The organism is Paraburkholderia humisilvae (assembly GCF_902859855.1).
Classification (GTDB): Bacteria; Pseudomonadota; Gammaproteobacteria; order Burkholderiales; family Burkholderiaceae; genus Paraburkholderia; species Paraburkholderia humisilvae.
Genome location: NZ_CADIKH010000031.1, coordinates 46,963 through 60,371 on the forward strand (window position 1 = coordinate 46,963; position 13,409 = coordinate 60,371).

A 13,409-nucleotide genomic window follows, 5' to 3' on the forward strand; every position below is an offset into this window, starting at 1 on the left:
GAGCACCATGAAACTGGAAAACCTGCGCGGCCGTGTCGCTTTTGCGTTTACGGATGACGACTTCGATGTCGATCAGATTGTTGGGGTCAAGAATATCCGTATTCAGGACCTCGACGAATTGAAGCGAATCGTGATGAAGTCGATCGATCCTGATTTCGTCAATACCGTTCGACCGGGCGACATGCTGGTCGGCGGAACCAACTTCGGATACGGTCATCCTCACTATCCCCCGATGACGGCCATGCGGAGCCTGGGGATTTCCTGTGTGATCGCTGATTCGTTTTCGCCCGGTTACTGGTGGGGCGAAATTGCCGAAGGCTTCCCTCAGGTTGCCTGCCCGGGAATCCTCACGTTAGTCAACCGATGGGACGAGATCGAAGTTATCTGGGAGGAAGGAACTATCCTGAATCTCACTACCGGGAAGTCGCTTCCTTTCGAGAAGCCAGGTCGATCCGAACTCGAAATTATCAGCGCGGGTGGGTTGGTCAAATATCTGCAGTCAGTTTTACCCCGTCAAGCCTCATCACTGTAATCGAAAATGAAACCTTCCTTAGCTTCAGTCGAGTCAGGCAGTGCGCGCAAGACACTCACGCAAGTGGTGGTTGACGGGCGCAGCCTCGTCATACCCGGAGCCTACGATGCGTTTAGCGCAAAGCTGGTCGAGCAGGCAGGCTTTAACGCTGTTTATGTCGGCAGCTATGCGACAGCCGCTGCGGGATATGCGATGCCGGACGTCGGCAGTCCGACCTTGGACCAACTGGTTGAACACGCCGGTAAGGTCGCTTCCGCCGTTTCTGTTCCCGTCATCGCGGACGCAGAGGGCGGATTCTTCGAGCCCGGCAACATGTGGCGTACCGTTCGCGAATTCGAGAAAGCGGGCGTTGCCGCCATTCACATCGAAGATCACGCTGGTGGAAAGCATACTAACCTTCCCCAGCGCCTGATTCCGCTCGACAGCATGCTGGCAAAACTGCGGGCCGCTCTCGATGCGCGTTCATCCGCGGATTTCATCGTTATGGCGCGAACCGATGCGATCTGGGCCACGCAAGACGAGGAAGAAGCGATGCGCAGAGTGAAGGCTTTTGCGGACATCGGCATCGAGTACATTTTCGCGAATGGGGCGACGCCCGACAGATTGCGGGAGATTCGCAAAGTCGTACCCGCGAAATATGTGACCATCAACCTGCCTTCCGTGCGCGACCGGGCCGAATGGGACGGTGCGGCAGACATCGTTCTCGATTACGGGTTCTGCCTGCAAGCCGTCGCCCGATGTTTGACGTCCGCACTGTCCATCTACCGGACCACTTCAAGGTCAGACGCGACAGACGCGCTCCTCGAACCCGCGGATCAATTCGAGGCAAGGTTGGGTTACGACACCTTCACGGCACGCTCCAACCGGTACGCTTAGTACCGGTGCATCCTTTCGGTCGTCGTCCGGCAAGCCTCGGCGAGAGGGCATCTGACCGTGGCTTGCCGGCACGGCGCATCGTCATCGATGTAGCAATCCTCGCAGGCAGATGGCGTGTATTTGTTGTCGCCACGCTGACCGCGATGAAAAGCGGTGTAAAGAGGGAATTGCGACGGCGCCGATGATCGTTGGAATTCCTTCGGTGAGACGTCCTGCAACGATTGCTCCTCACGAGCCACGCCAGTGTCTAATTCGTGTCTAATGCGGACAGAGCGGCCTATGGCACGTGAATGCCAACCTCGGTTTCTTTCAAAGTAAAAATTTAATATTTGCCACATCTGTGCGACATGATATCGTTTAAAAATATATGTTGTCAGGAAATGAAGCGAATTTGAGCATCGTTATGGTGATCAATTCCTTGTCGTTTGCGCAGACCTGCGGAGCTTAGGTCCGGTTCGGGAGCGCTCTGGAGGTTGCGACTGAGGCGCAATAGAAAGATCAGCTTCGAGTTGAAATATTTTAGGCTATTTTAAAATTATGCCTGATATCGTTAGCATGCCTATGCATGCGGGGAAACCCGGGGTGTCGGTTCAGGGTTTGACCAGCGTTGCGTCGATTTTTGTCTTCCAGATATATTATTCCGAAGAGACGCGCCAAAGGCTGGATCCGGGATTTTATTCCCCTCGACAACACGGGTCAGCGACCGGACTGGCGCGAATACTGGCCGATGCGCCAGTACCTGACGCAAACACCGCTCGAAGAAAATTGTTGGTATGGCTTTCTGTCGCCGAAGTTCAAGGAGAAAACAAATCTGACGTCAAGCGACGTCTACACGTACATCAGCCAGCAGCCCGGGGACGTCGACGTGGTCACCTTCTCGCCGTATCTTGACCAAAGCGCGCTATTCCTCAATATCTTCGAGCAGGCCCACTTGCACCATCCCGGCATCATCAATGCCCTTGCGATGGCGTGCGGCAAGGTCGCTCCCGGGTGCACCGACCCACCGACAGTGGGTACGCGGTCTGACGCGAATGAATGAGGCGTTCTCGCCGACGCGCGAGGATGCGCGAAACATTGTGAGGAAATCTCGAGTCGTCGGCGCATTGCATTGAATGTGTTCAGCGGTTCGGATTCGAGGTTTGGGGTCATCTGCGCTGCTAACGCACAGCGCCATCCGCGATCAACGTGTCATGCCGTCGGCAAGTCGACGGATAAACGGGGCCGCAAATACGACGACAGGCAGCATCACCAGCCACGAAAAAAGGTACGAGCGCAGCCAGTGTGACGCGAACGTTCCGTCCGTGACGAAGTGCGCGTTTGCGATGGCGGACGCGACTGCACACGTTATGCCGGACTGAATCGTTCCGAATACGAAGTGGCCATAGCGCCTGGGAATTTTGCGCATGAGTCGTACCTAGAGAGTCTTTGCGTCGCATGTTCGGTGACGTCGCATCGCACGCGTCAGCGAGACGTGGAAACCGTCCACGACCGCCGCGAACGTGCCGGCTTCAACCACGCGAACGAACATGCGCATATTCCGAATGGTGCCCATAAGAGACGCCCCTGCCGAACGCCGGAAATCATCCAGCATGTCCAGATACTGCCGATATTTGACGGTGCTGTCAACAATGCAATGCGACCTGTTACACGTCAGGCGTCTCAATTCCTGATTACCTGTACCGGATGAAAGAGTGAATGTCTGCCGCATTCCTGAAATGTCGGCGCACAGGTACTTAAACTGAAGGTCATCCCGAGGGGCAATCTGATCGCCCAACGTCGGCAATCAACTTTTGGACAGGTGTCCTTCATGAAAAACAAACTCGTCGTTTCCCTTGTGGCACTCGCGCTGGCTCCGGCCATGACGTTTGCCCAATCACAAAGCACCGTCACGCGTGACCAGGTTCGCGCCGAGCTGATCGAGCTTCAGCAGGTCGGATATCGCGGCGATACACAGGCATACTACCCGGCGAATATCCAGGAAGCCGAAAGTCGTGTTGCCGAACGGACCGCACAGGCATCGAAGGCGCGCGGTGACGAGAGTAGTGCCGCAGGTACGTCCGAGTCCGGCAAGCCTGTACCCGGAAGGTCGAAGTAGATTCCCGGTTTGCCGACGATCTATTTCGGCGGCAGATCTACGGAAGGCCGTCCAGACTGCTATGAAATACTGTTTGCCCCCACGTTGCCGACGATGAAATCCGCGCGCTTTATGGCGTAACGGTATCTTTCGGGCAAAATCGAGTGGGAAAGTGATCGACGAACCTGCAGCACACTGGGAGTGGATAGATGGACTTTCTGGAGCGAGTGAAAACAGCGCCGGCAATCCTGACGGAAGGCGCAATCGTGACACGCCTCGTCTATGAATTCGGCTTGTCTGTGCCTGATTCGGCGAGCTTTGTGCAGCTGTTTCAAGACGATGGCCGCCGCGCGCTAACGGCCGTCTATAAGAGCTACATGGCAATAGCTGCGCAATACGACATTCCGATGCAGGTAGGCACGGCAACATGGCGAGCCCATCCGGGTGGTCTGGTCAAGCAGGGCTTCGTGGCCCCCAACGATTTGAAGACGGTGAATGAGGAAGCGGTTGTCTTTCTGCAGGACCTGCGCCGCTCACTGCGGCTCGAGGGGACGGTCTATGTCGCGGGCGTGATCGGCCCCCGGATCGACGGCTATGATGCAGCTGGAGCGCCCGACGCTGACGATGCCTATGCCTACCATGCGGCACAGACCGAGGTCCTCGCCGGGAGTGGGGTCGACGTTCTGTACGCGCCAACCTTCGCCAGTACCGAGGAGTTAGTCGGCCTTTCCCGGGCTTGCGCCGCGACGACGCTGCCTTACGTGCTTGCGCCGGTCATCAACGCAGACGGTTATTTGCCGGACGGTGTCTCGCTCGCGGATGCGGTTACGCGCATCGATGCCAGTGTTGCGCGGCCGCCGCTGCATTATCAGGTGGGCTGTGTGCACCCAGGTCACTACCTCGATGCTTCGACCCATACGACCTGGCCGGACTCTTCGAGAGTGCTGGGTTTGCAGGCCAACGCGTCAGCTTTGCCGCCCGAGGAACTGGAGAAACTATCGCACGCTGCGGGCGACGATCCTGAAGTCTTCGCGCAGCACATGACAATCCTCCATCGACGTGGCGCTAAAATTCTGGGCGGCTGTTGCGGGACAAGTGAAGCCCATATCCGCGCCTTGGCGCGCCGGCTTGCCGCGGGAACCGAATAAGGCGAGCGGCGCTTGGCCGCTACGCCTTCACGCGCTCCAATCGACCGCGGCTCAGCGCCGCGCAACGTCCGAACGCCGTAGAACGGGCGCGAAGCCGATCAGGCCCAACATGGGGCCCGGCAAGAGCAGCCAGGCGGCGTCGAGCCCGATGAGCTCGAACAGATGTGTCATCGCCGAGATCGACACGACCGTGACGGCAAAGCCGATGGAATTCTGAATCGCCAATGCACTGCCGACCAGTTCCCGCGGACACGCTTGCGCCGATAACGCCGAAAATTGTGGCGAGTCGGCGATCACCGATGCACCCCACACGATCAGAACAACGAACAATGCAACGGGCGGCAAGTTCCGCCAACCAAGTGCAAAGATCAAACAGCATGCACCCGACATCGCGAGCGCGCCGGCTGCCACCTTCGCGCTGCCGATGCGGCGCGACAGCGCGCCACCGAACCAGCACGCCGGCGCACCGATAGCAATGATGCAGAACGATAACCCGGGGACGCCTCCGGCATGAATGGAGGTGGCGAGCGAAGCGCGGGAAACGAAAAGTGGGACTATCGTCCAGAACGCGTACAACTCCCACATGTGGCCGAAGTAACCGAGCGCCGCACCGCGAAAGCCACGATGGCGAAACGCATCGAGTACGTGAGGCGGCTTTGCGGTGGACGCGGGCAACCTGCGTGCCGCACGAGGTTCGACAGGCAAATGCGGACCGTCACGAAGCACGTAGATCATCAAGGCGCCGACCAGCGCGAGGACTGACGATGCGTCAATGACCCATTGCCAGGGCAGATCCGCTCCGGCCACCTTCAACGCATGAGGCAACGCGGTGCCGAGCGTCAGCATCGCGACGAGCTGCGCAAGCGCGGGCCCGGTTCTTTCGGGCGCCCAGCCGACGATCAGCTTCATACCCACCGGATAGACGCCCGCGAGGCACACGCCGACCAGAAACCTGAATGCCATTCCGCTTGCAACGTCATCGGCGAACCACGCGAAGCATGCATTGAATAGCGCGCCTGCAATCGCGCAGCACACGAAGATCGAACTCGCGCGAAAACGGTCCGCGAGGCCGCTGATCGATATGCCAAGCGCGCCGATGATGAAGCCGGCCTGCACGGCGCTGGTCAGCCAGCCAATGTCGGCTGGACTGGCATGCCACGCGCGCATCAGGTCATTGGCTGCACTATTCGCGCTGAACCACAGGGACGTGCCGAACAGCTGCGCGAGCGAGATCGTCGCGACGGGTCCGATCCGCTCGACGAGCAACGCGCGCGCCTGGGTCACCGATCTAGCCATGTGATGTCTACGTGTCGTCAAAATCGAGGCCTACTGCACGTGCTCCAAAGCCTGGGTCAGGTCGTCGATCAGGTCGTCGGCATGCTCCAGGCCGATCGACACGCGCAGCAGTCCTTGCGGTGTCTTGCTATCCGGCCCCTCGATCGACGCACGATGCTCGATCAGGCTTTCGGTGCCGCCCAGACTCGTCGCGCGCGTGAAGATATCGACCTTGCCCGCGACCGTCATCGCAGCGTCCTTACCGCCGGCCACTTCGAACGACAGCATGCCGCCGAAGTCGCTCATCTGCCGGGATGCGAGCGCGTGGAACGGGTTGTCCGGCAGGCCGGGATAGTGAACCACCGACACCTTCGGATGTTCGTGCAAAAAGGCCGCGACCTTGCGCGCGTTCGCGCAATGCGCCTGCATCCGGTACGGCAAGGTCGGCAGGCTGCGCATCACGAGCCAGCAGTCGAACGGTGACGGCACGCCTCCGCCGAACAGTTGTGCCTGCCGAACCTGGGCAAACGCGTCATCGTCGTGCAACGCGATGACGGCACCGCCGAGCACGTCGCTGCGGCCACCGAGGTACTTGGTGGTCGCGTGCATCACCATGTCGCATCCGAGCGTCAGCGGGCGCTGCAGCACCGGCGACGCGAAGGTATTGTCGGCGATGGCGCGGGCGCCGGCGCGATGCGCAAGCTCGGCCAGTGCGGCAATATCCACGCATTGCAGCAGCGGATTCGACGGCGTTTCGATCCACACGAGGCGCGTGTTCGGACGAATCGCCTGCGCGACGGTATCGATGCGCGTCATATCGACGAAACTCGTCCCGACCTGCCACTTCGCGAACAAATGCTTCAGCACGTTCGCCGTGCCGTGGTAAATGTCCGCGGGCGCGATCACATGGTCGCCCGGCTGCAGTCCCTGCATGATCGCCGTGACCGCTGCCAGCCCCGAACCGAACGCCGCGCTGACCGCGCCGCCTTCGAGCGCGGCCAACGCCGCTTCGAGGCCATTGCGATTCGGGTTGTGGTTGCGCGAGTAGATAAAGCCATGCGGATAGCTGCCGTCCGCATCGCGTTCGAACGTGGTTGACAGATGAATCGGCGCAATCACCGCGCCGGTGCCGGGATCGACTTCGTGGCCGGCATGAACGGCCAGCGTTTCAAAGCGATAGCGTTTGGATGCTTTCACAGCGAGGATCTCCTGATGAGTGGTCGCGCTCAGCGCATCATTCGTACGACGCCGGGCGGATCGAACGACTGGACGGCTGGCTCTCGAAATGGCACGCCATACGCGTCCCGATTTTCATCTACTATAGTAGATGATCGTCCACAAATGAAGTTGATCTTTTATTTGACGCTTTCCTGCAAAGCCAGCCGGACGCCCGGCAAATCGGGTGTCATCGTCGTGTCGAAACGGCTCGCGCGACAACGCGCGATGCTTGTCTGGCGGCACTTTGATATTGTCTGATGCATAAAGGAGTTCGAGTGACAAGCGATCCGACCGACGCCATCGCCGCGCGCATCAAGACCGAACGTATCGCGCGCAACTGGTCCCTTGCTGAACTTGCGGAGCGATCGGGTGTTTCGAAGGCCATGATCAGCAAGATCGAGCGCGACGAAGCCAGTCCGACGGCCAGCGTGCTCGGCCGGCTGTCGGGGGCTTTCGGACTGCAACTTTCGACCTTGCTCGCACTGGCGGAGCAGGCCGGCCAGCGGATCAGCCGGGCGCAGACACAGCCCGTCTGGCAGGATCCGGAAACAGGCTATACGCGGCGTGTGTTGTCACCGTTGAACGGCTCGATACTCGAACTGGTGGAGGTGAGCTTACCCGCGGGCGCGCGGGTCGCTTATCCGCCGTCGGCTTTCACGTTCCAGCATCAACAGATCTGGGTGACCTCGGGAACCTTGGCGTTCAAGGAAGGCGATGTCGCCCATGTGCTGCATAAAGGGGATTGCTTGCAACTGGGGCCGCCCGTGCCATGTGAATTCGCTAACCAGACTAAAGCGACTTGCGTTTACGTGTTGGGTCTGGTGAAACGATAGGTCGCTGGGCTGCGATTGCCGGACGTCTATCCGAATCGATCGTTGACGTTATCGTCTAAGATAGACAAATTAAAGGCGCAGCCGCCGAAATCGTCATTTTCACTTTCATCACGCTATGGCACGCACTCGCGAATTCGATGAAGAGGAAGCCTTCGAGAAGGCACTGGAAGTTTTTTGGCTCAAAGGTCTTCGTGGAACCACGATGCTGGATCTGGCGCAGGCCACGGGTGTGCAACGCGGGTCGTTGTACCACGCGTACGGCGACAAGGAAGAGGTGTTCGTGCAGGCTTTCGGGCGCTATGCGTCGGCCTTTCTTGCCGATGCGGGCAAAGCGCTTGCGAGGCCCGATCTGAGGGAGGCGCTGTCCAGTTTCTTCGACGTGTCCATTCGCACGATCACAAAAGGGACGCCTCAGCGAGGATGCCTGTCTACCAGGACGGCGTTCGACCTCGATGCCGCGTCGCCACGTGTCGCGCAGGCGCTGAAAGCAATGCTCGACGAATTGGCGGCCATTGTTCTGGCGGCGCTTGATACCGAGGAACGCAAGTCGCAGCTCAATGTATCTCCGGAAGAGGCAACGAGTCTGATTGTCGCCACGACACGGGCGCTCGGTGTACTCGAACGCGTATACACCGACAGGAAAACGCTGCGGCGCACGGCTTCGGCCCTGGTCAATGCGCTGCTGCGCGTGTGAGGAAAATGCCCCACCGGCCCGGCGGCCCTGTCCGGGCGGTAGGCATGCTGCGGCGCTTCGACCTTACTTCGAGAACGGCTCTCTGACGCGGTCGCTGCACGTGTACTCGAACCGCTAGGCGATGAGCAACGTCGGAGACTGGTCGCAGCCATGTCTGAAGTCGAGCGCTTGCTACGACCATCCCTGGTGAACTTCGCACTGGAGGATCCGGACAGCGATGACGCGCGGTGCTGCTTCGAACAGTATTTCGGTGAACTTGATGAGCGCTTTGAAGCAGGATTCGACCCGTCGATCAGCCTGTCGGCAGATGCCGATGAACTCAGGGCGCCGGCGGGCGCGTTGATCGTCGCGAGACTCCATGGACGCGCGATCGGATGCGTCGCGCTGAAGTTTCATAAGAAGTCACCAGCCGAGCTCAAAAGGATGTGGGTGAGTCCTTCTGCGCGCGGTATGGGTGTAGGCCGCCGGTTGATCGTGGAGGCTGAGAAGCGTGCTCGGCAGAGCAAAGTGCGCATTATTCACCTGGAAACAAATCGAGCGCTACGCGAGGCGATTTCTCTCTACCGCCAGGCTGGATACGTTGAAGTCGATGCGTTTAACGCAGAACCCTATGCCGATCACTGGTTCGAAAAGCGACTGGTCTGACAGTCCGCGAGTTTGTTCCTTGCGGACTCGTCGCCGTGTCGTTTCGCTTCATTGCAACGCTCCCGCCGCTGACGAAGCTTCGAGTGCAACCCCAGATGGTCGGCCTCACGCCGGAAACCATGCGTAAAATCCGCGCGGGCGACCCGACCGGCGATGCCAAACGTGACGCATTGGTGCGCTTCGTGCGCACGCTGATCAAAACAAGCGGCACCATCGACGCAGCAGAGGTCAACCGCGTGCGAAATGCAGGCTACACAGAACGACAGATCCTTGAGATCGCGCTGGCGATCGCCGTCATCACGTTCACCAACCTGGCTAACCGTATCAATGACACAGTGATTGATTTTCCTGCCGTCGAATGACTGGGGTCGATGATTCAGGAGGAGACGATACCAAGCCGGAAATTTACGCTGCGGAATTGAGCGCGCGGCAACCGCAACCCATCCATTCGACTCCTGGCTGTTTTCCGCAAAGACAGGATTTCCAGCCGCGACTTTTAGCAGGAAGTCCACAACGGCAATGTGATGGAGAGCAGGCGTCGAACGACCCTAAGCGACAAGCGCCTGCGTGCCTTCCAGAAGCGGTCATCCTGCCCATACCGGGTCAATGTCCTGAGCGTCAACACGGGGAATAGTCGTGGTCCGTGCTCCACGTGACGAGTGCGATGGTGCGCCACGCGCGTCAGCGCCGGCCACGCTCAACAACGCTCAGCGAAATCCTGCACGTCTGTTCGCATTGAGACGCGAAACGCCGGACCTTGCTCTTTACAATCCATTCCCGCGTTATCACCCAATTTCAAATCGCGGCATATAAAACGATCAGGCAAAACGATAAAGCGGACGCAACGAAGGCAACGAAAACATCACGGCAAGCTTATCCCCTAAGGAGGCATCATGCTGCACTCGATCGCGAAACATCGACGCAAATCCCTATTGCGTCAAGGCAGGAGCTGGTTGATACCGGCCGTATTGATCAGCGGCTTACTGAGCGCATGCGGTGGAGGCTCTGATCCACAGTCGGGGTCCGCCAGTGCACTGGCCCAGCAGTCGCCCCAATCAACCGCAGCGGCCCCGGCAACCCGGTGGGCAACCACGTGGGAAGCCGCGATGCTGCAGAACGGCTTGCAGAATTTCGATTCCGACACGACTCGCACGCGCATCCATACGAGCGCGGGCGGCACCGGTGTGCGAATCCGGCTGTCGAATATCTTCGGTACGCAGATGATGGTTGTCGATTCGGCAAACGTTGCGTTGCCCAATACGAGCAACGCGAATGATCCCACTGCTATCGATACGACAAGCCTTCATCAGGTGACGTTCAATAATGGAGAGACGTTTGCCGAAGTTCCGCCAGGGGAAGAGCTGCTAAGCGACCCGGTCCCGATGAATGTGCCGAAGCTGTCCGACCTGATGGTGACGATGCACTTCAACGGATTGGCGCAGTACGCCGATGGCCATTCCGATAGCGTGACGCCACTGGCAGGTCTGTATGTGGTGAGAGGCCAGAATGTGGCGACGAGCGCGTCATTCTCGAACCTTTCGTTTGAAACGTTCAACGGGACATTCAGCCTGAGTGAAGTCGAGGTGCAGGTGCCCGCACAAACGCGGGTCGTTATCGCCATGAGCGAGTCGATTACGGATGGGCGAGGCGCGGTCGGCATCGAGCATCCGTGGCCGGCTGTGATGGCGAGCCTCGCGAATGCGGGCAGCGATACGGTCGCCGTCGGCAATGCGGGCATAGGCGGCAATTCGCTATTCAATTCGACCGCGGCCGGCCCCGGGTGCTGCGGTGTCGATCTGCTGGACCGATTTCAGCGGGATGTACTGTCACGCAACCCGACCGACATTGTGATTCTCGCGGGCGACAACGACCTGGGCGGCCACTCGGCGGATGACATCATCGCGCGCTACCAGATTCTGATCGAACAGGCGCATGCGCAGCACATCAAGGTGTATGGTGGTGTGAACACACCGATCGGCGACATTGTCGGAACCAACGGTCAACCGGTTTCAACAGGCTTCTATACGCCGGCCAACGAGGCCGAACGTCAGCAGTTGAATGCATGGATACAGGCGGCCGGCCACTACGATGGCGTGATCGATTTCTCGGCCGTGGTCGGGAATCCGTCAATCACACCGTTGGGCATTGCGACTGCCTGCTACGATCCCGAAAGCCCCATTCACATGAACAACCAGGGCTATGCAGCAATGGGGACGGTGGCCTATGACGTGATATTCGGCAAAACCGTGCAACCGGCCGCGCCCTGCAATTCACTGCCGTTTCCGCCAGCGATCTGAACCAGGAACGGGGCGGCCGTTCGGTGCGAAGCAACACGGCGAACGACTGCGGCCGGCGGCCGGGTCCGTGCTGATCATGCAATCCGCGCCGCAGTCGGAGGAGTCACTGGTCGACCCCGTCCCATACCATGGACCGGACGGCATCGCTTCAGTACTGCATAACGTTTAGTTCTTTGGAAGCGTGAAATGAAAAACGGTGCCGACTTGCGCTCGGGTGAACCAGAGGCGCCCCCCATGAGCGTCAATAATCGACCGGCAGATAGCCAGCCCCATACCCAGGCCCTCAGGCTTGGTGGTAAAGAATGGTTCGAACAGACGTTCACCAGCGGCCGCGGAGATGCCACGTCCGCGGTCTTCGATTTCGACGGCCGCACGGTGGGGGTCGCAAGATTTTGACCGAAGCGTTAGCACACGCTCCGTTTCGACTCCGTCCATCGCCTGAATTCCATTCATGACCAGATTGATGACGACCTGCTGCAACTGAACGCGATCGCCGAGTACGGCACCCAGCCCTTGCTCGAGTTCCAGTTGCAACGACACGCCCTTGCGTACCAGTTCGCCTCGAATCAGGGTAAGCGCATCTTCGAGCACCGGGTTGAGTTCAAACGCGATGCTTTCAGTCGTGTGTTTTTTCGACAGCGCGCGAACCCGGTGGACGATTTCAGTGGCACGACGTGTACTGGCGATCATCTGTTCCAGACCAAAGCGCGCTTCCGCGATGTTCGGCTGTTGTCGCGTGAGCCAGCGAAGAGAAGCCTCTCCCAACGTGACGATGGCCGAAAGCGGTTGAAGGATTTCGTGAGCAATGGAAGACGCCAGTTCTCCAAGCGACGTCACGCGTGTCACGTGCGCAAGTTCCGCTTGTGCTTCCTGCAACGCAGCCTCCGCTGCCCTGGCCTCGGTAACGTCGATGACCGCACACATGCTGGTTCCCGGCTCCGCGCCGCCGCTGGGGGGATGACTGACGCGACGCACAACCCGGATCGTTCCGTCGGGCATCACAAGGCGGACGTCGTAGTCCGAATCGGGCTCGCCTCGGCGAACGCGTTCGACCGAGCGCACGGAGAGCCAGCGGTCGTCCGGATGCAACCGCTGCCAGATCAGCTCCACGGGCGGTTGCTCGCCAGGCTCGAAGCCGAATATGCGGGCGCCTTCATCCGACCAGAAAACTTCGCCCGTCGAAAAGTTCAGCCCCATGCTTCCGCATCGGGTCATCTGCTGCGTCTCATCGAGGATTTGCTTGATGTGGGAAAGATCGAATTCGGCACGCTTGCGGTTTTCGATATCGGTGTTCGTTCCGCACCATCCGATGATCTGCTGATGCCCGTCCCGCAGCGGTTCACAGCGCAACAGAAACCAGCGGTATGCGCCGTCCGCCCGTCGCAGACGCGCCTCCGCCTCGCCGGGTTGCTCCGACTTCAGGATTGTCTGCCACTTAAGCACAAGTTGCGGGCGATCTTCCGGGTGGATCGCGTCGGTCCACTTCCATCCACGCGTCTCGTCGAGCGATAGGCCCGTATGTTCGATCCAGCGGCGATTGACGAAATTGATCGACCCATCCGCGCAGGCCCGCCAGACCAAGGCGGGAATGGCATCCAGCAGAGCACGGATGTCGCCAGCCTCCACATCGCCCGCGGGTTGTGCGTTTCGCGCGGATGTGCTGGGCGGCTCAGGCATATCGTCCGATCTTAGTGAACAATGCGCAGTGCGGGAATTGAGTTTATACGTTAAGCATAGCAAACACGTTGAGAAAGGGCGACTCCTGCGGAAGACAGATCGTCAGCAATTGACGCATGTGCTCATCGACTCCCGGACAC

13 protein-coding genes and 1 pseudogene are annotated in these 13,409 nt (G+C 59.4%); 10 read left to right on the top strand and 4 right to left on the bottom strand.

Annotated features, from left to right (window positions below; genetic code table 11):
* Positions 1-7 precede the first annotated feature (7 nt).
* From HV796_RS26950 to HV796_RS26960, 3 genes are all read left to right on the top strand, one after another.
* Positions 8-532, top strand: a complete 525-nt coding sequence (locus HV796_RS26950) for a 3-isopropylmalate dehydratase small subunit (protein WP_175229544.1) — start codon at positions 8-10, stop codon at positions 530-532.
* 63 nt (positions 533-595) lie between these two features.
* Positions 596-1,408, top strand: coding sequence for an isocitrate lyase/PEP mutase family protein (locus HV796_RS26955; protein WP_246356058.1), 813 nt, complete (start codon positions 596-598; stop codon positions 1,406-1,408).
* Positions 1,409-2,015: 607 nt separating this feature from the next.
* A complete protein-coding gene (locus tag HV796_RS26960) occupies positions 2,016-2,447 on the top strand; it encodes a hypothetical protein (protein ID WP_175229546.1) in 432 nt (143 codons plus the stop codon).
* Between the two features lie 141 nt (positions 2,448-2,588).
* On the opposite strand, the gene HV796_RS26965 is transcribed toward HV796_RS26960, so the two are convergent.
* On the bottom strand, positions 2,589-2,813 hold the full coding sequence (locus HV796_RS26965) for a DUF2798 domain-containing protein (protein WP_175229547.1): 225 nt from the start codon (positions 2,811-2,813) through the stop codon (positions 2,589-2,591).
* Between the two features lie 402 nt (positions 2,814-3,215).
* On the opposite strand from HV796_RS26965, the gene HV796_RS26970 reads away from it, so the two are divergent.
* Entirely contained in the window at positions 3,216-3,503 is a 288-nt protein-coding gene (locus HV796_RS26970; protein ID WP_175229548.1) for a DUF4148 domain-containing protein, read from the top strand.
* Positions 3,504-3,691: 188 nt separating this feature from the next.
* Positions 3,692-4,630 (top strand): homocysteine S-methyltransferase family protein, encoded by a 939-nt coding sequence (locus tag HV796_RS26975; protein WP_175229549.1) that lies wholly within the window; start codon positions 3,692-3,694, stop codon positions 4,628-4,630.
* A gap of 51 nt (positions 4,631-4,681) precedes the next feature.
* Here HV796_RS26975 and HV796_RS26980 read toward each other — a convergent pair whose 3' ends face one another.
* Both HV796_RS26980 and HV796_RS26985 read right to left on the bottom strand, forming a co-directional pair.
* Complete coding sequence (locus tag HV796_RS26980) at positions 4,682-5,926, bottom strand: MFS transporter (RefSeq protein WP_175229550.1); 1,245 nt, start codon at positions 5,924-5,926, stop codon at positions 4,682-4,684.
* A gap of 30 nt (positions 5,927-5,956) precedes the next feature.
* Positions 5,957-7,102, bottom strand: coding sequence for a trans-sulfuration enzyme family protein (locus HV796_RS26985; RefSeq protein ID WP_175229551.1), 1,146 nt, complete (start codon positions 7,100-7,102; stop codon positions 5,957-5,959).
* 278 nt (positions 7,103-7,380) lie between these two features.
* On the opposite strand from HV796_RS26985, the gene HV796_RS26990 reads away from it, so the two are divergent.
* The 5 genes and pseudogenes from HV796_RS26990 to HV796_RS27010 all read left to right on the top strand — a co-directional run bounded on the left by HV796_RS26990 (position 7,381) and on the right by HV796_RS27010 (position 11,592).
* Positions 7,381-7,956 carry a helix-turn-helix domain-containing protein gene (locus HV796_RS26990; protein ID WP_175229552.1) on the top strand — a complete coding sequence of 192 codons (576 nt, stop codon included), beginning with the start codon at positions 7,381-7,383 and terminating at the stop codon, positions 7,954-7,956.
* A gap of 115 nt (positions 7,957-8,071) precedes the next feature.
* Positions 8,072-8,650 carry a TetR/AcrR family transcriptional regulator gene (locus HV796_RS26995; protein ID WP_175229553.1) on the top strand — a complete coding sequence of 193 codons (579 nt, stop codon included), beginning with the start codon at positions 8,072-8,074 and terminating at the stop codon, positions 8,648-8,650.
* Positions 8,651-8,800: 150 nt separating this feature from the next.
* Entirely contained in the window at positions 8,801-9,295 is a 495-nt protein-coding gene (locus HV796_RS27000; protein WP_246356059.1) for a GNAT family N-acetyltransferase, read from the top strand.
* A 125-nt stretch (positions 9,296-9,420) separates the two neighbouring features.
* Positions 9,421-9,657: pseudogene (locus HV796_RS27005) on the top strand (carboxymuconolactone decarboxylase family protein); the annotation flags it as partial.
* A 744-nt stretch (positions 9,658-10,401) separates the two neighbouring features.
* Entirely contained in the window at positions 10,402-11,592 is a 1,191-nt protein-coding gene (locus HV796_RS27010) for a GDSL-type esterase/lipase family protein (RefSeq protein ID WP_175229555.1), read from the top strand.
* Between the two features lie 165 nt (positions 11,593-11,757).
* Here HV796_RS27010 and HV796_RS27015 read toward each other — a convergent pair whose 3' ends face one another.
* Positions 11,758-13,218, bottom strand: coding sequence for a PAS domain-containing sensor histidine kinase (locus tag HV796_RS27015; protein ID WP_175229556.1), 1,461 nt, complete (start codon positions 13,216-13,218; stop codon positions 11,758-11,760).
* Positions 13,219-13,409: the final 191 nt, after the last annotated feature.